Consider the following 22,760-nt stretch of genomic DNA (forward strand, 5'->3'; position numbering starts at 1 on the left):
TAAATAATAAATGATAATTATACATTTTCGCCGGCCTCCAGTATAATCCCTTCTGGACGAGTAAACAATATATTCTTTGAGGTGAAAAATGGTTAGTATCAGGAAAAAAATACCGGGGGTTATTGTGTGCCTGGCAATTGCTGTGCCTGCGTGGCTGCTGGGAAAGGCGGTGCCTATAATAGGGGGACCTGTATTCGGAATTCTGATTGGAATGGTAATAGCTCTTTTCTGGGAAAACAAGGGTTCAAAGGCCGAGGGAATAAAATGGACTTCCAAGTTCATCCTTCAGGCAGCTGTAGTTCTTCTGGGCTTCGGAATGAATCTTGGAGTTATTCTCCAGACTGGAAAAGAATCCCTGCCTATAATCATATGCACCATATCTACGTCTTTAATACTGGCGTGGGTTCTCCATAAAGCCCTTAAAATTCCGGGAAATATTTCTACACTGGTAGGAGTTGGATCTTCCATCTGCGGCGGTTCTGCAATTGCTGCAACAGCTCCTGTTATTCATGCAGATGACGATGAAGTAGCTCAGGCTATATCCGTAATTTTTTTCTTCAACGTGCTGGCCGCAGTGTTCTTCCCTATGTTTGGACACGCCGTGGGTTTTGATACAACTAGCGGAAACGCCTTCGGCATCTTTGCAGGAACAGCTGTAAACGACACATCTTCCGTAACTGCAGCCGCATCTACCTGGGACAGCATGTGGAACCTTGGTACACAGACCCTGGACAAGGCTGTAACCGTAAAGCTCACAAGGACTCTGGCCATAATCCCAATTACCCTTGTGCTCAGCTTCATCCAGGCAGGAAAAAATAAAGAAGACTCAAAAGAGGCTGGGGGATTCAGCCTGAAAAGAGCCTTCCCTATGTTCATCCTTTATTTCATTATTGCAGCGGTGATCACCACTGTGGCAGCAGGTGCCGGTGTTCCCCTTTCCGTATTCGAACCGGTAAAAAACCTTTCAAAGTTCTTTATTATCATGGCTATGGCAGCCATCGGCCTTAACAGCAACATGATAAAGCTTATTAAAACCGGGGGAAAGCCTATTATCCTGGGAGCGGTCTGCTGGATGGGCATAACAGGAGTAAGCCTGTTAATGCAGCATGTAATGGGCCTCTGGTAAATGGTGACTACAGCTTCGTTTCATAAATAATATTCTTTGCAAATTCTTCCATGGCCCGGCTGATGTACCGGGCTTTTTTCCAGTAAAAATATATGTTTCTGGTTGCGTGTTCACTGTCCAGCTTGTAGAAATACAGGTTGTTTTCGGAAGGGGCTCTAGATAAAAGGAGCTGTCCCACAAAGGCAATGCCGGCACCGGAGCTGGAAATGTTATATGCCGTTTGCTGCTGGTCCAGAACGAAGGCGATGTCAGGGTGGAAGTTCAGTTCCTTGCAAATTCTCATGGCCCTGGAGCCAGTGTCGTTAACTGTTCGCAGGATGATAAAAGGATAGTCCTTGAATTTTCCCAGAGGAACTGGCTGGTATGAAGCTTTTCTGTATGAGCCGTCCCGTATGGCATCTATGGGTATCTGGTATCTGACCAGGTCCTGGTTCACACTGAATGATTCCGGCACTGTGAGGAGAAGCTGTTCTTCTCCTATGCAGTACCTGTCAAAAACTGCTGTGTCCAGCTCCTTGTTGTCCAGTAGAAAATCAATCTTTCCGTCTTTCAGCATGTCCACTAGAACTGCAGATTTTGCCTCGGATAGTGAAATGTCCAGGGCAGGATATTTCATGGAAAACTGGCTGATCATTGGAGGCAGAACCCAGGATGAGAAAAAACTGCTTCCTCCGATTCTCAAACTTCCTGTGTGCAGCTCTCCCATGTCGTTGATGAAAGCCTCAAAATCCTTTTCAATACTCATGATCTGCTCAACTGCGTGTATGTATCTTCTGCCTACAGCAGTCAGGCTGAGAGGCTTGGTGCTCCTGTCAAAAATCGGGTATCCCGTTTTCTCTTCAACACGCCGCACGTTGGCGCTCAGTGAAGGCTGTGAAATATATAAGTTTGCCGCTGCTTTGGAAAAACTTTTTTCCTTGTAAACTTCGTAGACGTATTCCATTCCTCTGAACATATTATCCTCCAGGAATTCTCCAGGCATTCTCCAGCTTATCTGAAAACTTATTATCTGATATATGTTGTCACTTTCAAATTATATAGGTTTGAAGCTATATATACAATAGAAATATATATATTAGCCTATATTAGTACAAGCGAATATACTATATCCGGTTATATAAGATGGTTTTCGGTGGCTGCGGCAAGGGGCTTTTCAGGTAATAGCTGTTGCTGCATACCATTTTCCTGGGGAGGATATTTCAATGTTTTCAACAATTTTCAATAATCTTGAGTCATCGGCGGTTCACCATAATGAAAGTGCCCCGTTTCTGGTAGAAAAAGCTCTGATGAGGAAAGAAGGGGATCTTACGGATACCGGTGCACTGGCTGTCAGAACGGGAAAATACACAGGCCGTTCTCCAGAAGACAAGTATATTGTGGACACAAAAGGAGTTCATAACAAAATCCACTGGGGTTCTGTGAACAGGCCGGTTTCCAGGAAGGTTTTCCGTGAAATCAGAGATGAGATGGTTGATTATCTCCGGGAAAAAGAAGTTTTCGTATTTGATGGTTTTGCAGGGGCTGATCCAAGATACAGGAGAAAGTTCAGAATTATCAATGAGAAGGCATGGCAGAACCTGTTCATACACAACCTGCTCATCAGACCTGATGAGGAAGAACTAAAAGAGTTCGGAGAGCCTGACTTCACCATCCTTTCTGTTCCAGGTTACAAGTGTGATCCGGAGAGATTCGGGATCCATTCTGAAGTTGCTGTGATTATCGACTACGAGGCCCACGAGGCAATTATCGCTGGAACCGCATATGCCGGCGAGATCAAGAAAACTGTTTTTTCCATAATGAACTATGTGCTTCCAGTGGAAGACGGTGTCCTTCCAATGCACTGCTCTTCTAACATGGACCCGGTCACAGGGGAAACTGCGGTGTTCTTCGGCCTTTCAGGTACGGGAAAAACCACACTGTCTGCAGATCCTTCCAGGAAGCTTATTGGAGATGACGAGCACGGATGGTCAAGAGAGGGCATTTTCAATATTGAAGGGGGATGCTACGCAAAATGCATTGATCTGAAGGAAGATGAGCAGCCTGAAATTTTCCATGCAGTAAAATTCGGTGCAGTTACGGAAAACGTAATCGTCGATCCAGATACTGGAGTTCCTGATTTCAGCAACAGAAATCTCACTGAAAATACCAGGGTTGGCTATCCTCTTGATTTCATAAGAAATTCTGAGAAGAAGGAAAGAGGCGGGATCCCTAAAGCTGTAATATTCCTGACTGCAGATGCATTCGGTGTGCTGCCGCCCATTTCCAGGCTTTCAAAAAAGGCTGCCATGTACCAGTTCGTTACAGGCTTTACTGCAAAACTGGCAGGTACAGAACGGGGAGTCAAGGAGCCTCAGCCTACTTTCTCGACTCTCTTTGGGGAGCCTTTCATGCCCCTGAAGGCGGAGGTTTATGCTGAAATGCTGGGCGAACGCCTTGAAAAATACGGCACCAAGGTATATCTGGTAAATACCGGCTGGTCCGGCGGCCCATACGGAGAAGGCCACAGGATGAAACTGGCTTATACAAGAGCCATGATCAGGGCCGCACTTTCAGGAAAGCTGGACAATGTGGAGTACATCCACGATGATCTGTTCAACCTTTTCATTCCGAAGACCTGCCCGGGAGTTCCAGAGGATATCCTTAACCCAAGAAACACCTGGAGAGACAAAACATCCTATGACAAACAGGCCATAGAACTGGCTTCCATGTTCGAGGATAATTTCAGAGAAAAATACCCTGATATGCCTGGCGACATTGCAGCTGCAGGGCCTCATACAGAACAGATGGAATCAGCTGCAGTCTGAAGATCTCAGCGGCTTTTGGCGATATTGACAAAAAACAATTCAATTATTATAATCATAAACAGTTTTATTGCGATTGTCATCGCAGTTTATTACTGGACTTTAAGGCGATAACGGGAAGACATCATCCTGGTTTCGCCTTTTTATTTAAGGGGGTATGTATGGACAAGCTGACACTTGAGGAAGCTAAGAAAATCAACGGAACCATGGTCACAGAGGACCATCTGATATTGCATGCGGCAAATGTTTCTGCTGCCATGGGGGCCATGGCACGTCATTTCGGCCAGGATCCAGAGGAGTGGGAGGCCGTGGGCTGGCTTCACGACTATGATTATGAGAAATATCCTGAAGAGCACCTGGCTCACACAGAAGAGCCCCTTCGCCAGCTAGGTGTACCGGAGGAAGATATCAGGGCAATCCTTGCTCATGGATACTCAATTTGCAACGAGGTTGAGCCTCTTACAGACATGGAAAAAAGCCTGTTTACCGTAGATGAGCTGACGGGCATAGTTCAGGCTGCGGCCCGCATGAGACCTAACGGCATCGTTGACATGGAGCTTAAAAGCTTCATGAAAAAGTGGAAGGACAAAAGATTTGCTGCTAAATGCAACCGTCCCCTGATCCTTCAAGGGTGTGAGATGCTGGGAATGGACATCAAGGAAGTTGCATCAATTGTAATCGATGGTATGAAAGCCCACGCAGAGGAACTGCAGCTTACAGGCAGTAACTAAAGCAATTGACCAATGTTTGGAGCTGGTGTGCTTGAAGTTGGTGCTGCATTGTCTACGCACGTTTAACACTAGACAACATTGAATAAAATCAAAAATAAACGTTAGAAATAGGCCGCTGAGATCGGACTTTCCTTTAATTCTTTTAGTCGCATGGAAATTGTCCTGGAGTCCAGCGGCCTTCGCATTGTTTCGAAGGTCATGACCAGATTCTTCCCCAGAATAATGCCGTTTTTTTCGTAAGATGACAGTTTATCAAATACTTTTTTTGCATATTCACCGTCGTTGACAAGACCGAAATGTTCCCAGTAGGTTACTTGCCGCGTCTTTTTATCATAGATTGTAAAATCAGGAAAAACCTTTCCATATCCTTCTAAAAACACGGGCATTTCATAGTGGTAATCGATTCCAGCATCTTCAAAGATATTCCCCGTATCTCTCTCCGCCTTAGAACGCACACGAACACCTTTTTTTGTATATATTTCAGGATCATCAGGTTTAAATGGCAAGCCTGAATACTTAATGTTCTTCCACTCTTCCAAAGCCTGGTCTGCAGGTGTAACAACTGGATTCACCAGACTTCGTATTCCATCAGGGATTCCGTAAAAAACCGTGTCCGGATCAAACATTCCTTTATCAATCAGGCTCACAATTTTTCTGATGTTGTCCAGCGCTTTCTTCGCCTGCTTCAAAATTTCATCATCATAACGGCGCTGAGCAAGCTGCCGGGCGTACTCAACATTACATTTCTTGATATATCTGAATTTCTCGTCCCCATCAACACGGGCATAATACTGGAAGCCTTTTCCATGAGAATTCGCCTTTACAGTACCAGCAGGAGCCTTCTTAACTTCTTCTTCCTTCATTTCTACCAGCCTGTCCAGCTCGCTGATAACATTCTGAAAATATTCAACAATCAAACTAATATCCATAAACACCCACATCCCTTTCAAAATCAACGTTTAAAAATTTAAACACATCCACCTGCATAGCCCGGCAATAGCCACTCAATTGTCCTCCAATTTCCAGTCAAATCGTTGTTAACGCCATTGTGCAATAGCTTTCATCTGATTTCAATAGCGGAATAAAATTGTGCATTTTAATGTCGGATAAAGGGATTTTTTGGAAAATGTACGCCCACCTGGCGGGCTGCATCTGTGCGGCGTCTGTGCGGCGCCTGTGCTGCGTCTGTGCGGCGTCCATGCGGCGTCCAGATTTGGGATGTGGGGCGGAATGGACGCCATGTGCTGGAGTGGGCGGCGTCCAGATTTGGGATATTGAGAGGAATGGACGCCATGTGCTAGTGAGGGCGGCGTCCAGATTGGTGATGTTGAGAGGAATGGACGCCATGTGTTGGAGTGGGCGGCGTCCAGATTGGTGATGTGTGGCGGAATGGACGCCATGTGCTGGAGTGGGCGGCGTCCAGATTTGGGATGTGAGGTGGAATGGACGCCATGTGTTAGTGATGGTGGCGTCCAGATCAGGGATGTGGGGCGGAATGGACGCCATGTGCTGGAGTGGGCGGCGTCCAGATTGGAGATTTGGGGAGGAATGGACGCCATGTGCTGGAGTGGGCGGCGTCCAGATTTGAGATGTTAGGCGGAATGGACGCCATGTGTTAGTGAGGTCGGCGTCCAGATTGTGGATGTGAGGTGGAATGGACGCCATGTGAGAGTTGGTGTGGCGTCCAGATTGGGGATGTTGAGAGGAATGGACGCCATGTGAGAGTTGGTGTGGCGTCCGGATTGGGGATGTGGGGCGGAATGGACGCCATGTGAGAGTTGGTGTGGCGTCCAGATTGTGGATGTGAGGTGGAATGGACGCCATGTGCTGGAGTGAGCGGCGTCCAGATTTGGGATGTTGGGTGGAATGGACGCCATGTGCTAGTGAGGGCGGCGTCCAGATTTGGGATGTTGGGCAGAATGGACGCCATGTGCTGGAGTGGAGGGCGTCCAGATTGTGGACGGAGGGAGGAATGGACGCCATGAGCTGATGTGGGTGGCGTCTGTGCGGCGTCCAGATTGTGGATGTGGGGCGGAATGGACGCCAGTGTGGTGATGAGGTGGCGTCCAGATCGGGGGTGTGAGGCTGATTGGACGCCATGTGCTGGAGTGAGCGGCGTCCAGATTAATGTTTGAACGAAAATACAATATTCATAATTAATAGATGTTGAAATTATACTAAAATGGTATTAATATAATGCTGTAATATTTAATATTACAGCATTGACAATATAATTTAGTATTAATATTTATAACACGAAGGCCCGGGCGGCAAACCGAAGGCCCGGGCGGCAAGCCTAGGCCCGGGCGGCAAACGAAGGCCCGGGCGGCAAACCGAAGGCCCGGGCGGCAAGCCTAGGCCCGGGCGGCAAACCGAAGGCCCGGGCGGCAAACGAAGGCCCGGGCGGCAAACGAAGGCCCGGGCGGCAAACCGAGGCCCGGGCGGCAAGCCGAAGGCCCGGGCGGCAAACAAAGGCCCGGGCGGCAAACCGAGGCCCGGGCGGTATTTCAGATTTTTTAAAGGGGAGGATTGTTATGGGAATTTTGAGTTCACTTGGGAAGAGGAGAAGTGTTTATCAGATTAATAAGAATCTGCCGGTTTCTGAGGATGAGGTGATCAAGATTATAAAAGAGGCAGTTGTTCTTGTTCCGGATGCTTTTAATATGCAGAGTGCAAAGGTTGTAGTTGCGCTGGGGGATAAGCAGGATCAGCTGTGGGATGGAATTTATGACGCATTTGGCGGCAAGGTAAAGAGGGAGAAAATTGACGGGTTTAAGGCCGGTGCTGGAACCGTTTTGTATTTTGTTGATGAGGATGTGGTAAAGGGTTTGCAGGAGCGGTTTGCTTCATATGCGGATAATTTCCCTATATGGGCGCAGCAGGCAAATGGAATGCTGCAGATTTCTGTATGGACAGCTTTGAGAGAAGTTGGTGTGGGAGCAAATATTCAGCATTATAATCCGGTGATTGATGAGATGGTGAAAAAAATGTTTGATGTTCCTGACAGCTACCGGCTTGTAGCTGAGATGCCATTTGGCGGTATTTCTGCAGAGCCGGATCCGAAGCCTGAGCAGGATCTTGAAGCCAGGACAAAGGTTTTCAGATAGACTTAAATAAATTCAGATAAACTCAAATAAAACCGGATAAACGATATATTCAAATAAATAGAAGATGAACGGTGCAGCAGGATGGGATATTCCGCTGCATCTTTTTGATAGAAAAATTAGTTCGGGTATTCTGGAACAGCTTCGCCGGGCTCTGATAAGGAATATGTGAATTGAGGGGATGATGTGTGGTATTATAATTGGCAAAATATGGGATAAGCTTGTTGAAGAATTCCATGGGAAAGATGGAGGGATGCTGTAGGGACGTTGGAGATATTCCGGAATGTGAGAATTTCCATGGAATCAGGATGCAGTTGAATTGCCTGACCAGGTAATTTGATAAGAAGGGACGGGAGAGAGATGAAATACATGATTGCAGGAGCCGGCGGAACAGGAGGAACAATTGGATTTTTTCTGTCGAAGGCGGGCAGGGATTGTACTGTTATAGCCAGAGGGGAACATCTTCAGGTGATGAGAAAAAAAGGCCTTACTTTACGACGCCTTTGGGATGGGTCTGAAGAGACAGTAAAAGTAAGTGCCATGTCTATGGATGAGTACCTGGCAACTTTAAGAAATCCGGCTGCAGCAGGGCAGGGAGCACCGGATGTGATCTTTGTCTGTGTTAAAGGCTATTCTCTGGAAGGGATGATTCCGTTTATCAGGGAGTGTGCCGGTCCTGATACAGTGGTGATTCCTGTGCTGAATATTTTCGGAACAGGAGCTGCCATGCAAGAAGAACTGCCGGGGTGTTACGTTACGGACGGGTGCATATACGTGTCTGCGGACAGAGAGGCTCCGGGACGCATAGTGCAGCACGGGCCCATACTTCGCATACTTTTTGGAGCAAGAAAGGGACAGGAAGAGCGGAAAATCCTTGATGATATTGCTGAGGATCTGAATGAGTGCGGAATCACAGGCATTAATTCCCGGAATATTGAGAGGGATGCTCTTGGAAAATTTTCTTATGTTTCACCTGCGGGAGCTGCCGGCCTGTATTACCATGGAGTTGCCCGGGATTTTATGCATGAGGGAGAAAAAAGAGACCTGTTTGTTGAAATGATACGGGAAATAGAGAAGCTGGCAGAGGCAATGGGATTCCCTTTTCAGCAGGATTATGTGAAGCTGAATCTGCAGATTATGGACGGGCTGTCTGAAGATGCCAATACGTCAATGCAGAGAGATGTTGATGCAGGGAGACCATCTGAAGTGGACGGCCTGGTTTATCAGGTAGTGAGAACAGGAAAAAAATATGGAGTTTCTCTTCCTGCATATGAAAAAGTAGCGAAAGAGCTGATGAGGCGGGGACTGAAGTAAATCTGCACTATGCGGTGAGAAAAATGATGGTTCTATTTGCGCATGCGCAGGGTCTCGTCCAGAGAACAGAGCTTATCAGCAATACATATTATGGCCGCCTCCTTTGATGCAGGCGGCCTTTTTATGTTCAGGGGCCACATGTGGGTGCGGATGCACTCCTGTTCCTTCTCACTTACATGAAAGTCCCTTGCTGCATTTTCTGCTGCAATGAAGGGGTGGTGATATCCGTGGAGATGGTCTCCGTGACCATGCCAGTCGTACAGATAATAGTCGTGGAGAAGGGCTGCCCGCACCAGAACCTCTTCGTCGGTTTTCAGGTGAAAAAAACGTGAGATGGCAAGGCTCATGGCAGCCACTCTTTTTACGTGCTGGTATGAAGTGACCTTTCCGTGCTGAATGTAGTTGTTCATCTGTAAAATTTTCGGATCACTGAGCATGGAATCCATTAAGGAGTCTGCTGGATTCAGTAATCCCTTGTCCGGTTCGGCAGAGTGTTCTGGTTCACCGGTGGTTTCCTTTGACGATTTGAAAAGTCTCATTGTTAATCTCTTTTTGACTCGGTACGCTGTTCTGTTTGATTTTCTTTATGCGTTTTTGCTTCGGTGCTGTGTTTTTTTAGTTCATCCCGTAAGGCGCTGAGAATTTCTGGGTGGTCTCTGTGGGTCATGTCAGGAAAGGCTCTCAGGAGACGGCCGGTTCCCATGATGCGGTGAGCACTGGCTTTTGCAATAAGTTCCGACCTGCGCAACTTGTACTCCTCTTCCAGCTCCTGCCGCCGGTGGTCAGCAGAGGCTCTAAGCTCACTGCTTTTTTCATAAATATCATCCCGAAGCTGGGCTTCTGCAAGGGCTCCCTGAACTCTTGCTTCGTCCAGGTGCCTGGCAGTACTGATGCTGCTTTCGGCAAGGACATTTGTAAGGCCGTCGCTGAATTTCCGCATTTCTTTTTTTGCTGAATCCAGTTCTCTGATTCTCTTGTTCAGGCCTGCCATAATGAGAACGGATACTATTATATCTGCCAGCAGGCAGCAGTAGAAAACAGCAATGGCAATCCAGCCGTATTTACGGGGAATAAGTGAATTTGTGGCGTCAGCCATGGCGGGCTGGACTATGCGGACAATCAGCAGGATGCCGATGCCCCACAGAATGCTGAATTCGGGACAAATGTAGCCGTTAAGATTAAAGGGCTTGTCGCTGTAGTCCCACCATCTGGCGTGGAAAATTTTGTCCAGGGCGAAGCCACCTATGAGTTCAATCAGGGTGGAGAGAACAACTCCTCCAAGGAAGATAGCAAGGGCGCTGACCTGTCCAATGTCCTGGCTAAGCATACCGTCTTTGTTGGTGGAAAGAAGATGCACCATTATGAAGATTGAAACTACACCGAATCCATAGATAGGACACACAGGTCCGTTGAGGAAACCTCTGTTTACGATCATTCCCTTAGAAACAGCGTGGTATACCACTTCCAGACACCATCCCAGGAAGGAATAGATCATAAAAAACTCAAGCATTTCATAGGTTTCCATACCGAAAATAATCATCGCAACCTCCGGATAGATGTTTAAATATAGGCACCTTCAAAAAACGGCTGAGGAAGATCTGCCAGCTGTCCTATAGTAATAGATGAAAAATACTCTTCTGTAAGATGACCCCATTCCTTCCACATAGAGACAGTAGGACATTTATCTGCCCGAGGACATTTTTCAGAATCAGGCTCCAGACATGCTACAGGGGCAAGATCGTCTGCTTCCAGAATGGAAAGAACATCCCAGACCGTGTAGGCATAGGGATCGCGGGAAAGCTTGTATCCGCCGTTCTTTCCTCTTTTTCCTATTAAAAGACCTTCCCTGACAAGAACCTTGGTGATGGACTCCAGGTATTTTTCAGAAATATCCTGACGCTCAGCAATCTCTTTCAGAGGAGTATAATTGTTATCTCCATGTTGTGCAAGGTCTACCATTTCTCTTATGGCGTACCTGCCTCTAGTTGAAATTTTCATAGAACACCTCTTGCTTATATTCTTTTACTAAAACTAAATAATTTTTTTATGAAAAAACGAAATTACCTATTGACACAGTAGGTTATTACGTTTATTATACCAATAACATACCAAGCGGGTGGGTAATTGTAAAGACCCTACAGGTAAATATTCATAATTTGTTTACAAAACATAAAGGTATGTAGATGTTTATTCAATTAATTGCTGACTGGGAAGGAGAAAGGATCATGCAAGTTATATTTACAAAACTGCTTAGATCAAATTACAGATTTGGACGAATGTTAAGCTCTCGTTCAGATGAGATGGCGAGAAGCTCAATGGAATCCTGTCCTTCCTGTTGTCAGGATCAAGATCGCCCTTAGTCTGTCCGGGAGAAATAACTGACGGAACGTCTCCGCAAAAGCAGCAGGCTACGGACGATGTTTTTTACAAAAGAAAACAGGATACAAAATTTGCATATATTAACAATTCTATGATCAACAGATAGAATGATCAAGATCAAATAATGAGGAGACAACAATGAGCAACAATAACTATAGATTCGAGACACTTCAGCTTCACGTAGGACAGGAGCAGCCTGATCCAGCTACAGATTCAAGAGCAGTTCCTATTTACCAGACAACATCCTATGTTTTCCATAATGCACAGCATGCTGCAGACAGATTCGGTCTGAGAGATGCAGGTAATATTTACGGAAGATTGACAAACTCCACAGTTGATGTATTTGAGAAGAGAATCGCAGCACTTGAAGGCGGTGTTGCCGGCCTGGCAGTTGCATCTGGTGCAGCAGCCATTACATATACTATAACAGCTCTGGCTAAGGCTGGGGATCACGTAGTTGCACAGAAAACAATTTACGGCGGATCTTACAACCTGCTGAAGCACACACTGGCAGACTTCGGAATTCAGACAACTTTCGTAGACGCCCACAATCTTCAGGAAGTTGAAGATGCCATTCAGGATAACACAAAGCTGGTTTACATCGAAACTCTGGGAAATCCAAACAGTGATATTCCGGATGTTGACAAGATTTCAGAAATCGCACATGCTCACGGCCTGCCGGTAGTTGTTGATAACACTTTCGGAACACCATATCTGTTCAGACCTCTTGAGCACGGAGCTAACGTAGTTGTTCACTCTGCTACAAAGTTCATCGGAGGCCACGGAACAACACTGGGCGGAATCGTAGTAGACGGAGGAAACTTCGACTGGGAGGCCAGCGGCAAGTATCCTCAGCTGACAGCTCCAAACGAAAGCTATCACGGCGTATCCTTCGTAGGTGCTGCAGGACCTGCAGCTCTGGCAACATATATCAGGGCAATCATTCTGAGAGATGAGGGTGCTACACTTTCTCCATTCAATGCATTCCTGCTGCTTCAGGGAACAGAGACACTGTCTTTGAGACTGGACAGACATGCAGAGAATACAAAGAAGGTAATCGAGTACTTGGTAAACGAGCCTCTGGTAGAGAAGGTAAATCATCCGTCTCTCCCTGATCATCCGGATCACGAACTTTATGAGAAGTATTTCCCTAATGGAGGAGCATCTATCTTTACATTCGACATTAAGGGCGGACAGAAAGAGGCATTTGAGTTTATCGACAACCTGGAGCTTTTCTCACTGCTGGCAAATGTAGCTGATGTTAAGAGCCTTGTAATTCATCCTTATACAACAACTCACGCAGAGCTTACTCCTGAGGAGCTGGCTGAGCAGGATATCAAGGAAACAACTATTCGTCTGTCCATTGGAACAGAGCACATTGATGACATCATCGGAGATCTGAAGAAGGGCTTCGATGCTGTAAGAGCACTTCAGAAATAGAAGAAATAGATAAGAAATAAGAGAATCAGGGATTTTTATAAACAGGGGTATTTGGACTAGAGTTAATAAAAAATTGTTATATGATGGGTTTGTATAACAGAATTCATATTTTTAGATAATTAAGCAGGGGATGCGCAAATACATGAGTGCATACAAAAGAAAGGAAGTAATCAAAATGGCAAAGGTATATACATCAGCAGATCAGCTTATTGGAAAAACACCACTTCTGGAGCTGACAAATATTGAAAAGGAGCTGGGACTGCAGGCTAAGATTCTGGTAAAGCTGGAGTACCTCAATCCTACAGGTTCTGTAAAGGACCGTATTGCAAAGGGAATGCTGGACGATGCTGAGGCAAAGGGCAAGCTTAAGCCAGGCTCCACAATTATCGAGCCAACAAGTGGAAACACTGGAATTGGACTGGCATCAGTTGCAGCTGCCAGAGGCTACAAAATTATTATCGTAATGCCTGAAACAATGAGTGTTGAGAGAAGACAGCTGATGAAGGCTTATGGTGCTGAGCTGGTTCTCACAGAAGGTTCAAAGGGAATGAAGGGAGCTATTGCAAAGGCAAATGAGCTGGCAGAGCAGATTGAGGATTCATTCATCCCAGGTCAGTTCGTAAATCCGGCAAACCCTGAGTATCACAAGGCTACAACTGGTCCTGAAATCTGGGAAGATACAGATGGCCAGGTAGATTACTTCGTAGCAGGAGTAGGTACTGGCGGAACAGTAACAGGAACAGGAGAGTATCTGAAATCTCAGAATCCTGATGTAAAGGTAGTAGCTGTTGAGCCAAAGGATTCTCCTACACTTTCAGAAGGAAAGGCAGGGCCGCACAAGATTCAGGGAATTGGCGCAGGATTCATTCCTGACACACTGGATACTTCCGTATACGATGAAGTAATCACAGTTTCAAACGAAGAGGCTTTTGAAGGTGGCAGACTGATTGCAAAGAAGGCCGGCGTCCTGGTTGGTATTTCCTCAGGTGCAGCTCTTCAGGCAGCTATCGAGATCGCCAGAAGAGAAGAGAACAAGGGCAAGACAATCGTTGCTCTGCTTCCAGATTCTGGAGACAGATACCTGTCAACACCACTGTTCGAGGCTTAATATAGATCTGGTTGCAAAACCCGGCGGCTTTTTTCTAAAGTTGCCGGGTTTTTACATTGGCAGATAAATCTGTTAATATACACCAATGGTGGTTCATTGTTGAGGGAACCATCTTGACTATTATTGCGAAATCAATATGTCTTTTGAATACAATACAGGAGGAAAGGACATGCCATTGAAAAAAACTGCAGCTATTATTTGCAGCACACTTCTGATCTTTGCTGTAGCCGGATCTGCAGGACTTCCGGCCTATGCTGGACTGATCTCAGGAGATAAACCATATCTGTCCCTAGGTGCAGACCTGACCAGTTCAGAGAAACAGACTGTTTACCAGCTTCTGGGAGTGGACAGCGACGATCTTGACAAATACGGTATTTCGACTGTTACAAACCAGGAAGAACACAAGTATCTGGACAGCTACGTTTCTTCTTCAGCAATAGGAACAAGGGCTCTGTCATCTGTTCTTATTGAAAAGGGAGAGAAGGGAAGCGGCATCCAGGTGGAAACCAAGAACATCACCTACTGTACTGAGGGAATGTACCAGAATGCTCTGGCAACAGCAGGAGCAAAGGACATAAAGGTTACTGTGGCAGGACCAACCCAGATTTCCGGAACAGCTGCACTGGTTGGAGCTATTAAGGCTTATTCAGAAATGACAGGAAAGCCGGTTAACGACAAGACCATAGATGGTGCAGTAGATGAGCTTACCACAACAGGGGACCTGGAGAACAACACGGATGCTGATCCATCAGCAGTTGAGGGAATGATGGCAGACCTTAAGCAGCAGGTAGCTTCCGGCGATGTAAATAAGGAAGATATACCTCAGGCCATTACAGATGCAGCAAATAAGTACGGTGTCAGCCTTACAGACCAGCAGAAGCAGGAGATTCAGGCGCTGCTGGAGAAGCTGTCCGGACTGGATCTGAACCTGAGCGCTCTCAAGAGCCAGGCTTCTCAGCTCCTGGACAAGCTGGGAGACCTGGGCGTCAATAAAGAAAATGCCGGAAACCTGTGGAACAGATTCCTGGCATGGATAAACAGCATTTTTGCTTAGGAAAATTAGTGTGATTCTTACATAGCTTTCAGGCAGAAGAAAACTCCGGAGACCCCCTGAACCCAAGAAAATCCAGAATGATTGACACATTCCCGGGTCGGTTCAGATGAGGTACTCCGGAGTTTTGCGTTTTTGATTAACGAATTACTCTTCCAATATTGAACGGCCTGTTTCTATGGCTGCTATGACCATAGGTGCGCAGACCTTCAGCATCAGCTTTCTTGATTTTATAACTTCCAGATCCTGAGGGTTACCGGGATCATAGTCCATCAGAAGCTCAGGGCAGTTACAACTTCCGAATCTGCTGACAAACTTTTGAAGAAATTCCTTCCTCTTATCAAAAAGAACTGCACGCTGATCCATCTGGTCAGGTTTGAAGTTGCCGTATTTGCATCCTATGGCCATGAGGGCTCCCGTAACACAGCCGCATGTGCCGCCGCAGGTCATGCCGGATCCGAAACAGGAGGCGATTTTCCTGGCCTGGTCAGGATCAATACCGCAGTATGGGGCCAGAGCCCCGAAAACCTGGGCAGCGCAGCAAATTCCTTTTCCAAAATTATTAAATATTTCTTCTTCCTTGCTATCAGTTTTTTCTGGTATTTCAGTTACTTCTTTCATCGCACAACCTCTGTTAATCTGGCCGGCCTCAGGAGCAATAAGACCTAGGACCAAAGTTTTGAGAAATAGTTATCAGTTTCAGGAGAATCTGATTCATTATGAATGGATTTTACCATGAATTCATCCTGGCTGCTGCATATACTTCCTGAGTTGGAAGTGCCGGAACTCCTTGCTGCATTTATTGATGCACCTTGAAGGGTGGTAGAAGGGAGGAGAGCTTTTTTTTCATATGTACCGTCTTTTCTCATTGTGCGGGCTTTTACATTGTCCCTGAGCTGGGTGTCAAGGATGGTCAGAAGCTCTTTCCTGATATACGGATCAGCAACGGGACAGGCTACTTCCACCCGCCTGTTCAGGTTACGGGTCATCAGGTCCGCCGAGGAAATAAACAATTTTGCATTTTCTCCTCTGCCAAAACAGTAGATCCTGCCGTGCTCCAGGTATCTTCCCACTATACTTGTAACATGAATGTTATCTGTATATCCGGGAACTTCAGGAAGCAGGCAGCATATTCCACGGATGATAAGCCTTATCTCAACACCGGCCATGGACGCCTGTGCCAGGGCGTCAATTATTCCCCTTTCAGTTACTGAGTTAGCCTTGATGCAGATGTAGCCCTCCTTTCCAAGGCGAGCCTGCTCATTGATCATGCTTATCAATGAAGATTTTATGCCCAGAGGAGATACCAGAAGCCTTGAATATGTTCCATTTATCCGGGACTCCATAATATTCCGGAAAAAATCATCTGCGTCCTTGCCAATTTCACGGGAGGCGGTCATGAGGGACAGGTCAGTATAAAGCCTGTTGGTGACTTCGTTATAGTTACCGGTTCCTATCTGGGTAATATAATGAATCTCGCCCTCTGTGTTCATGGAAATCAGGCAAAGCTTGCTGTGGCATTTGTATTTTTCCAGCCCATAGAATACCTTGCATCCCGACTGTTCCATTTTTTTTGCCCAGAAAATGTTGTTTGCCTCATCAAACCTTGCTCTCAGTTCCATGAGTACGGTAACATCCTTACCATTTTCTGCTGCTCTGCACAGAATTGATGCGATGCGGGATGGATTGGCCAGCCTGTATATGGTGATCTTTATGGAAAAAACATCAGTCCGGTTACAGGCTTCCACCAGGAGATTCAAAAATGGATCTACGGAATCGAATGGGAAAAAGAGAAGTCTGTCTTTTTCCATGATCTGCTCTACCATGGACTTTGATGTACTAATATCAGAAGGCCACACAGGATCGTATGGCCTGTACAGCAAGGTGTTTCTGTCCTGGGCCGGCAGGAGGCGGATAAGAGCAGATGCGTAATCGGGCTTAATAGGACATTTTTCAATGAAAATCTGTGTGTCTATAATATCAAAAGTTTTTTTAAGCTGAGCAATCATCTGGCTGGAAACAGGCCAGGACACTTCAAGCCTTACTACTGACAGCATGTTTCGCTTGTGGAGAAGGCGGGAAAATTTTTCAAGAAAATCATCGTCGCTGTCATCGAATTTCTCGTCATCAAAACTGAGATCCGCATTTCTGGTAACGGATAAAATACAGGATTCCAGCACTTTATATTTCTTAAAAATCACCTGAGCCATGCCGCAGAGAATATCCTCTGTCAGAATGTACCGTATTCCTTCTCCAGGAAGTCTTACAAATCTTTCGATATTGTCCGGAAGTTTTATAACACCAGTGGAGTGGTGCCCGTTTTTCTCCAGACGGGATGCTACATATAAATCCTTGCTTTTAAACTCAAGGGTATCAGACCCATCCTCCAGAATACCTGAGGAAGCTGCCGGAAGAATGTGCTGTAGAAAATAGTTCCTGACAAAAATCATGTCGGTATTTGTCAGGCCGGCAAATGAAATCCTGGAAATCCCCCAGTCATCAAGCTCTCTGCACAGTCTCTCGTACCTTGAGTACTTGGCCGGCATCATCCTGTGAACCGTCTCATAAATGAGATCCAGCTGTTCGCCTGCATTCATGCCTGTCTTGTTATCTCTTTCATGGGGTGACAGCTGTGCCATGTCTACCAGGCTGCCAACTCTGACCATGAAGAATTCATCCAGGTTGCTGGAGAAGATGGAAAAAAATTTTATTCGTTCCATCAATGGAACGGCTGGATCGCAGGCTTCATCCAGAACCCGCATGTTGAAGCGGAGCCAGCTGATCTCACGGTTTTGAGTATACTTGCACTTATGCCCTTTGGCTTCTGGTATTTTAGATCCCGGGACTTTTTCTTCAGAAGGAGTACAATCTATTTCTGGTGCATTAATCTCTGACATAAATATCCCTCTCTCACACCGTATTTTCCAATTACAATCTCATCAGCATCTAGTCTTTCCACAACGTGCTGAAGAATCATTGTCCCTGGAATTAAGGTGTGTATTCTTTCTGGTTCTGTTTTCAGAATCAGGTCTCTTACAGGGGTACGGCCTTTCACGAAAAAAGCACAGATTTCTTCCAGCTGTTCCCTGGACATAGAGTTGCAGTCAGAAGAGAGGTTGAAGTAGTTCCTTGCTGTTTTCATCAGGGCCCTTGAAGTTCCTCCAGTACAGAGAATCTTTTCTTTATGTGTAAATGGGAAATTACCTTCTTCATCTATGCGCAGATGAAGTTCTTTCTCCATCCTGTCGAAAGACCCCAGCCCGGGAAGTATTTTTTTTACACAATTCTTAAACAGATAAAGAGATCCTACAGGGAAGCTTGCGGAATGTTCAAGGTTACCATTGCTGTAGGTGACCACTTCAGTACTTGCTCCTCCGATGTCAATGTAAGCACCGTCTGAAATGTCATGGTCCAGCATTGCGCCGTAATATCCCAGAGCAGCTTCTTCCCGGCCGCTAATAACCTCAATAGGGTAGCCGGTGGCTCCTTCAATAAAGTGAACTGTTTCTTCTGTATTGCTGATGTTCCTGAGAGAAGCGGTGGCAAAGACCTTCGTGTTCTGAATTCCCAGACTGTTCAGGGTGTTCCTGAATTCTGAAAGACCGCTGCATGCTTTAAGGATTCCCGGACCTGTAAGGCGGCCGTCCTCCACGTATCCCGCAAGACCAGCCATGTATTTCTGCTTGAAAAGTACTTTGAAATCATCATTGCCAAGCTCGTATACTGTGAGCCGCATTGAGTTTGATCCGATATCTATAAGAGCCTGCTTCATGGTAGTGTCTCCTTTCGTTAACACATGATAATAATAGTATATTGCTTTTGTTAAATATGGAAAACAAGTAAGGTTAATTATTAGTAAAAATTTGCTGCCTTTAAGGGAATTTCAGATATAATTGAAGCCGTGGGCCACTACTTGTTTTTATGGAGGTTTATAAAATGGACAATTCATATCTGCAGCTGAAACCTGTATTTGAAAAGGGGCTGGCACAGCCTGTGTTTCCTTTTACTGACGGTAAAACCGGAGAGGACTATGCTCCAGAAAAATCAGCTGTTGTCAGATATTGTGTTTATGTGGAAACAGATTTCGATATGGACGGAGACGGCAAGAAAGACCTGGTAAAGGCGTTTGTGCAGGTACCTGCAGCAGCTGCCGCCGGAACATACAAGGCACCGGCACTGTTTGAGGCCAGGCCTTACACTACAGGAACAAACGATGATGGATATGATCACATGAAAGAAGTGGATCATGGCAATTTCAAACCATTTCAGATGGAAAACCTGAAGAAGGCCTGTGCTGGAAGGAAGGCTGAAAAAGTTGTTTCCGCCTTTGAAGCTGCTGCTTCTGCTGATCCTTCCCAGTGGTATTATCCGGATAAGGGAGGAGATGGAACCAGGCACGGTTATGACAATATTGATGCCTATGATTACTATCTGGTAAGAGGATATGCTGTTGTTGAAAGCTCAGGTATTGGAACCCTGGGTTCAGAAGGGTTTGAATACACAGGCTCCACCTATGAGAGAGATAGTTTCAAAGCTGTGGTGGAATGGCTCCACGGTGACAGAATCGGTTTTGCAGACAGAGAAGGAAAGCTTGAGACAAAGGCAGACTGGTGCAGTGGAAAAGTTGGCATGACCGGAAGATCCTATGCGGGAACAATGCCATTTGCTGTTGCAACTACAGGAGTTGAAGGCCTGGAAACCATCGTTCCAATTGCAGGAATATCTGACTGGTACAGTTTCCTGAATCAGCAGGGTGCCCAGAGATACTGGCCAAAGGAAATGCTGATGAGTTTTCTTTCGTATTTCTGTTCAAGCCGGTACAACGATCCGGAGCTTACTGAGGAAGGGAAAAACAGCATCCTCCAATTCCATAATCAGTTCACCATGGATCAGCTGAAGTGCGGATTCGACTACGACGAGAAATTCTGGGGAGAGGGGAATTACACACTGAACTGGAAAAACCTGAAGTGCAGTGCTCTGATCATCCACGGCCTGAACGACGAAAACGTTTCAACAAAACAGTTCGAGATGATGATGGATTCCTTCCAGAAGGCCGGACAGAATGTAAAGGTCATCCTCCATCAGGGACCTCACTTCACTCCGACCATGGCAAACAAGGGCTACGGAATTTCCGTAGACGGTCAGAACTACGACGACATAGTTAACAAGTGGCTGTCTCATTATCTTTTCGACCAGAAAAACGGTGCATGCAAAATGCCTGCAGTCCTGGTGCAGGACAACAATGACCAGCATCACTGGATAAAGGAAGACCAGTGGCATACAGGTCTCCACACAAAGCTGATATCAGACTCGGAAGGCATGGGCGTAATAGACACAGACTGGGAAAAAGCCTCTCTTACCCCGGAGAACTTCGACCAGAGAATGTCACTTTTTTCCACTAACATGAACCTGCGCCTTGCCACAAAAACCCTTGAGTCACCACTTACGATCCAGGGAACACCAAGAATTGACTTCCGTGGCGCCCTGAAGACAGGGGACGCTGAAAAATCCTTTGAGGGTGAGAACGTCAACGATGCAGATGCTCTGACCTTCAACCTTGGAACTGCTTCTGGAAAAATGGACGACATAAAGCTGACTCTTCTCCTCTGCGATGTCAGCGATGAGCCGTTTAACAGCGTCAGAACTACAGACCCGGAGAGAAATGTGATTCCTGTAAATGTTGTTGAGAAAGACGCCATTGACAACGGTCCAGGCCTGGAAAAATTCGACAGAGTTGAATTCGACGAAAAATCTGCAAATTACAGAATCATTACTAGAGCATATATGGACCTCTGCAATCCGTCCTCAGCCTATGAGCCGGAAACTGCAGCAGAGAGCATTCAGCTGGTTCCGGGAGATTTCCACGATTATCACTGCTACCTGAACGCCACAAGATATACAGTCCAGAAGGGTCACAGGCTGGAACTGGTAATTGGCACAGAGGATCCGGTAAACTGCCTGATTCACAAAAAATATTCAGTTGAACTGGATCTGGGATCTGTGGGCGGTGAGCTGCCAGTAAGCGGAGAAGCAGCAGACTCTTGCAAAATCCAGGTGTTGTAGCTGTATTGTCCAGGGCAGCCGGTTACTAAGGGGATGACCGGAACAACCGGAGTAACTGGTACAATCGGAATAATCGGTACAACCGGATTCTGCGGAATGACCGGTATTACGATATAGCAGAAGTTCACGGATCAATTGGTATTACTGAATTAAGATTAACTTTGGAATGTAGCAAAAGGGGATTCCGGACAGAAGCCCCTTTTGTGTGCGTAAAATAACGGACTCAGGCCCTCACATCCTATGAGTGGAAATGTTGTGGACGCCTCTTTGTAAGACTGCAGGCGTCCAGATGAGCTAATAAGTTTGGAGTGGACGCCAGTCAAATATTGCAGTGGCGTCCATTCCGCCTCAGCCCGTAAGTGGCGTCCAATCCGCCATACAACCCAAATCTGGACGCCACGCCAACACCCAACAGGCGTCCAAATCAGCAACCACCAAGAATCTGGACGCCACGTCGACACCCAACAGGCGTCCAAATCAGCAACCACCAAGAATCTGGACGCCGCCCCAGCCCGTAAGTGGCGTCCAATCCGCCCTACACCTCAAATCTGGACGCCACGCCAACACCAAACAGGCGTCCAAATCAGCAACCACCAAGAATCTGGACGCCGCCCCAGCCTGTAAGTGGCGTCCATTTCGCCCTAGAACTCAAATCTGGACGCCACGCCAACACCAAACAGGCGTCCAAATCAGCAACCACCAAGAATCTGGACGCCACGCCAACCACCGACTGGCGTCCAATCCGCCATACAACCCCAATCTGGACGCCGCGCAAACCATCGACTGGCGTCCAATCCGCCATACATCTCCAATCTGGACGCCGCCCCAGCCCGTAAGTGGCGTCCAATCCGCCCTACACCCACAATCTGGACGCCACGCCGACACCCAACAGGCGTCCAAATCAGCAACCACCAAGAATCTGGACGCCGCGCCAGCCCGTAAGTGGCGTCCAATCCGCCCTACATCTCCAACCTGGACGCCGCCCCAACCACCCACTGGCGTCCATTCCGCCCTACATCTCCAACCTGGACGCCACGCCGACACCCAACAGGCGTCCAATCCACCATAAATCCCAAATCTGGACGCCGCGCCGACACCCAACAGGCGTCCATTCCGCCATAGATCCCAAATCTGGACGCCATCATAATCCCCAACAGGCGTCCAAATCACTCTATAAACGCAATCTGGACGCCGCGTCAACACACAACAGGCGTCCAAATCAGCAATCACCAAGAATCTGGACGCCACGCCGACACCCAACAGGCGTCCAAATCAGCAACCACCAAGAATCTGGACGCCGCGCCAGCCCGTAAGTGGCGTCCAATCCGCCCTGGATTCCCAATCTGGACGCCACGCCAACCGCCCACTGGCGTCCAATCCGCCATACAACCCAAATCTGGACGCCACGCCAACCACCCACTGGCGTCCATTCCGCTATACAACCCAAATCTGGACGCCGCGCCAACACCCAACAGGCGTCCAAATCAGCAACCACCAAGAATCTGGACGCCGCCCCAACCACCCACTGGCGTCCAAATCAGCAACCACCAAGAATCTGGACGCCGCGCCAACACCCAACAGGCGTCCAAATCAGCAACCACCAAGAATCTGGACGCCACGCCAACCACCGACTGGCGTCCAAT

General features: G+C 46.9%; 17 protein-coding genes. 9 read left to right on the top strand and 8 right to left on the bottom strand.

Annotated features, from left to right (window positions below):
* Positions 1 to 88 precede the first annotated feature (88 nt).
* Positions 89 to 1,126 (top strand): YeiH family protein, encoded by a 1,038-nt coding sequence (locus tag FYJ66_RS06710; RefSeq protein WP_154572746.1) that lies wholly within the window; start codon positions 89 to 91, stop codon positions 1,124 to 1,126.
* Positions 1,127 to 1,133: 7 nt separating this feature from the next.
* Here FYJ66_RS06710 and FYJ66_RS06715 read toward each other — a convergent pair whose 3' ends face one another.
* Entirely contained in the window at positions 1,134 to 2,081 is a 948-nt protein-coding gene (locus FYJ66_RS06715; protein WP_154572747.1) for a LysR family transcriptional regulator, read from the bottom strand.
* A gap of 247 nt (positions 2,082 to 2,328) precedes the next feature.
* Between FYJ66_RS06715 and pckA the strand changes: the two genes are divergently transcribed.
* A complete protein-coding gene (gene pckA / locus FYJ66_RS06720; RefSeq protein WP_154572748.1) occupies positions 2,329 to 3,930 on the top strand; it encodes a phosphoenolpyruvate carboxykinase (ATP) in 1,602 nt (533 codons plus the stop codon).
* Between the two features lie 158 nt (positions 3,931 to 4,088).
* Positions 4,089 to 4,658 (top strand): hypothetical protein, encoded by a 570-nt coding sequence (locus FYJ66_RS06725; protein ID WP_154572749.1) that lies wholly within the window; start codon positions 4,089 to 4,091, stop codon positions 4,656 to 4,658.
* A gap of 101 nt (positions 4,659 to 4,759) precedes the next feature.
* Here FYJ66_RS06725 and FYJ66_RS06730 read toward each other — a convergent pair whose 3' ends face one another.
* Positions 4,760 to 5,587, bottom strand: a complete 828-nt coding sequence (locus tag FYJ66_RS06730; protein WP_154572750.1) for a hypothetical protein — start codon at positions 5,585 to 5,587, stop codon at positions 4,760 to 4,762.
* 1,605 nt (positions 5,588 to 7,192) lie between these two features.
* On the opposite strand from FYJ66_RS06730, the gene FYJ66_RS06735 reads away from it, so the two are divergent.
* Positions 7,193 to 7,765 carry a nitroreductase family protein gene (locus tag FYJ66_RS06735; RefSeq protein WP_154572751.1) on the top strand — a complete coding sequence of 191 codons (573 nt, stop codon included), beginning with the start codon at positions 7,193 to 7,195 and terminating at the stop codon, positions 7,763 to 7,765.
* A gap of 357 nt (positions 7,766 to 8,122) precedes the next feature.
* Entirely contained in the window at positions 8,123 to 9,076 is a 954-nt protein-coding gene (locus FYJ66_RS06740) for a ketopantoate reductase family protein (protein ID WP_154572752.1), read from the top strand.
* 32 nt (positions 9,077 to 9,108) lie between these two features.
* On the opposite strand, the gene FYJ66_RS06745 is transcribed toward FYJ66_RS06740, so the two are convergent.
* From FYJ66_RS06745 to FYJ66_RS06755, 3 genes are read right to left on the bottom strand one after another with little or no spacing between them, the layout of a single operon-like run.
* Positions 9,109 to 9,615 carry an HD domain-containing protein gene (locus FYJ66_RS06745; RefSeq protein WP_235897385.1) on the bottom strand — a complete coding sequence of 169 codons (507 nt, stop codon included), beginning with the start codon at positions 9,613 to 9,615 and terminating at the stop codon, positions 9,109 to 9,111.
* Between the two features lie 2 nt (positions 9,616 to 9,617).
* Entirely contained in the window at positions 9,618 to 10,616 is a 999-nt protein-coding gene (locus tag FYJ66_RS06750) for a putative ABC transporter permease (protein WP_154572753.1), read from the bottom strand.
* Positions 10,617 to 10,636: 20 nt separating this feature from the next.
* Complete coding sequence (locus FYJ66_RS06755) at positions 10,637 to 11,074, bottom strand: RrF2 family transcriptional regulator (RefSeq protein WP_154572754.1); 438 nt, start codon at positions 11,072 to 11,074, stop codon at positions 10,637 to 10,639.
* A 519-nt stretch (positions 11,075 to 11,593) separates the two neighbouring features.
* Between FYJ66_RS06755 and FYJ66_RS06760 the strand changes: the two genes are divergently transcribed.
* The 3 genes from FYJ66_RS06760 (at position 11,594) to FYJ66_RS06770 (ending at position 15,057) form a co-directional block, all read left to right on the top strand.
* The gene (locus FYJ66_RS06760) at positions 11,594 to 12,895 is read left to right on the top strand and encodes an O-acetylhomoserine aminocarboxypropyltransferase/cysteine synthase family protein (RefSeq protein ID WP_154572755.1); all 1,302 of its coding nucleotides are present in this window, start codon (positions 11,594 to 11,596) and stop codon (positions 12,893 to 12,895) included.
* 142 nt (positions 12,896 to 13,037) lie between these two features.
* Positions 13,038 to 14,003 (top strand): cysteine synthase A, encoded by a 966-nt coding sequence (gene cysK, locus FYJ66_RS06765; protein WP_465250562.1) that lies wholly within the window; start codon positions 13,038 to 13,040, stop codon positions 14,001 to 14,003.
* A 169-nt stretch (positions 14,004 to 14,172) separates the two neighbouring features.
* Positions 14,173 to 15,057: a DUF1002 domain-containing protein gene (locus FYJ66_RS06770; RefSeq protein WP_206157023.1), complete on the top strand. Its 885-nt coding sequence runs from the start codon at positions 14,173 to 14,175 to the stop codon at positions 15,055 to 15,057.
* Between the two features lie 144 nt (positions 15,058 to 15,201).
* Here FYJ66_RS06770 and FYJ66_RS06775 read toward each other — a convergent pair whose 3' ends face one another.
* Genes FYJ66_RS06775 through FYJ66_RS06785 form a run of 3 tightly spaced genes read right to left on the bottom strand, consistent with a single transcriptional unit; the run spans position 15,202 to position 18,826 of the window.
* Entirely contained in the window at positions 15,202 to 15,675 is a 474-nt protein-coding gene (locus FYJ66_RS06775) for a C-GCAxxG-C-C family protein (RefSeq protein ID WP_154572758.1), read from the bottom strand.
* A 44-nt stretch (positions 15,676 to 15,719) separates the two neighbouring features.
* Complete coding sequence (gene ppk1, locus FYJ66_RS06780) at positions 15,720 to 17,951, bottom strand: polyphosphate kinase 1 (RefSeq protein ID WP_154572759.1); 2,232 nt, start codon at positions 17,949 to 17,951, stop codon at positions 15,720 to 15,722.
* Positions 17,924 to 18,826 (bottom strand): Ppx/GppA phosphatase family protein, encoded by a 903-nt coding sequence (locus FYJ66_RS06785; RefSeq protein WP_154572760.1) that lies wholly within the window; start codon positions 18,824 to 18,826, stop codon positions 17,924 to 17,926. The genes ppk1 and FYJ66_RS06785 overlap by 28 nt, the downstream gene beginning before the upstream one ends.
* Positions 18,827 to 18,990: 164 nt before the next feature.
* Between FYJ66_RS06785 and FYJ66_RS06790 the strand changes: the two genes are divergently transcribed.
* Complete coding sequence (locus FYJ66_RS06790; protein ID WP_154572761.1) at positions 18,991 to 21,117, top strand: CocE/NonD family hydrolase; 2,127 nt, start codon at positions 18,991 to 18,993, stop codon at positions 21,115 to 21,117.
* Positions 21,118 to 22,760 lie beyond the last annotated feature (1,643 nt).

Origin of the sequence: Allobaileyella intestinalis (genome assembly GCF_009695865.1) — a bacterium.
Taxonomy (GTDB): Bacteria; Bacillota; Clostridia; order Peptostreptococcales; family Anaerovoracaceae; genus Allobaileyella; species Allobaileyella intestinalis.

Coding starts and splice junctions, on each gene's coding strand:
- FYJ66_RS06710 (WP_154572746.1), top strand. CDS start 89: ATGGTTAGTATCAGGAAAAAAATACCGGGGGTTATTGTGTGCCTGGCA.
- FYJ66_RS06715 (WP_154572747.1), bottom strand. CDS start 2,081: ATGTTCAGAGGAATGGAATACGTCTACGAAGTTTACAAGGAAAAAAGT.
- pckA (WP_154572748.1), top strand. CDS start 2,329: ATGTTTTCAACAATTTTCAATAATCTTGAGTCATCGGCGGTTCACCAT.
- FYJ66_RS06725 (WP_154572749.1), top strand. CDS start 4,089: ATGGACAAGCTGACACTTGAGGAAGCTAAGAAAATCAACGGAACCATG.
- FYJ66_RS06730 (WP_154572750.1), bottom strand. CDS start 5,587: ATGGATATTAGTTTGATTGTTGAATATTTTCAGAATGTTATCAGCGAG.
- FYJ66_RS06735 (WP_154572751.1), top strand. CDS start 7,193: ATGGGAATTTTGAGTTCACTTGGGAAGAGGAGAAGTGTTTATCAGATT.
- FYJ66_RS06740 (WP_154572752.1), top strand. CDS start 8,123: ATGAAATACATGATTGCAGGAGCCGGCGGAACAGGAGGAACAATTGGA.
- FYJ66_RS06745 (WP_235897385.1), bottom strand. CDS start 9,615: ATGAGACTTTTCAAATCGTCAAAGGAAACCACCGGTGAACCAGAACAC.
- FYJ66_RS06750 (WP_154572753.1), bottom strand. CDS start 10,616: ATGATTATTTTCGGTATGGAAACCTATGAAATGCTTGAGTTTTTTATG.
- FYJ66_RS06755 (WP_154572754.1), bottom strand. CDS start 11,074: ATGAAAATTTCAACTAGAGGCAGGTACGCCATAAGAGAAATGGTAGAC.
- FYJ66_RS06760 (WP_154572755.1), top strand. CDS start 11,594: ATGAGCAACAATAACTATAGATTCGAGACACTTCAGCTTCACGTAGGA.
- cysK (WP_465250562.1), top strand. CDS start 13,038: ATGAGTGCATACAAAAGAAAGGAAGTAATCAAAATGGCAAAGGTATAT.
- FYJ66_RS06770 (WP_206157023.1), top strand. CDS start 14,173: ATGCCATTGAAAAAAACTGCAGCTATTATTTGCAGCACACTTCTGATC.
- FYJ66_RS06775 (WP_154572758.1), bottom strand. CDS start 15,675: ATGAAAGAAGTAACTGAAATACCAGAAAAAACTGATAGCAAGGAAGAA.
- ppk1 (WP_154572759.1), bottom strand. CDS start 17,951: ATGTCAGAGATTAATGCACCAGAAATAGATTGTACTCCTTCTGAAGAA.
- FYJ66_RS06785 (WP_154572760.1), bottom strand. CDS start 18,826: ATGAAGCAGGCTCTTATAGATATCGGATCAAACTCAATGCGGCTCACA.
- FYJ66_RS06790 (WP_154572761.1), top strand. CDS start 18,991: ATGGACAATTCATATCTGCAGCTGAAACCTGTATTTGAAAAGGGGCTG.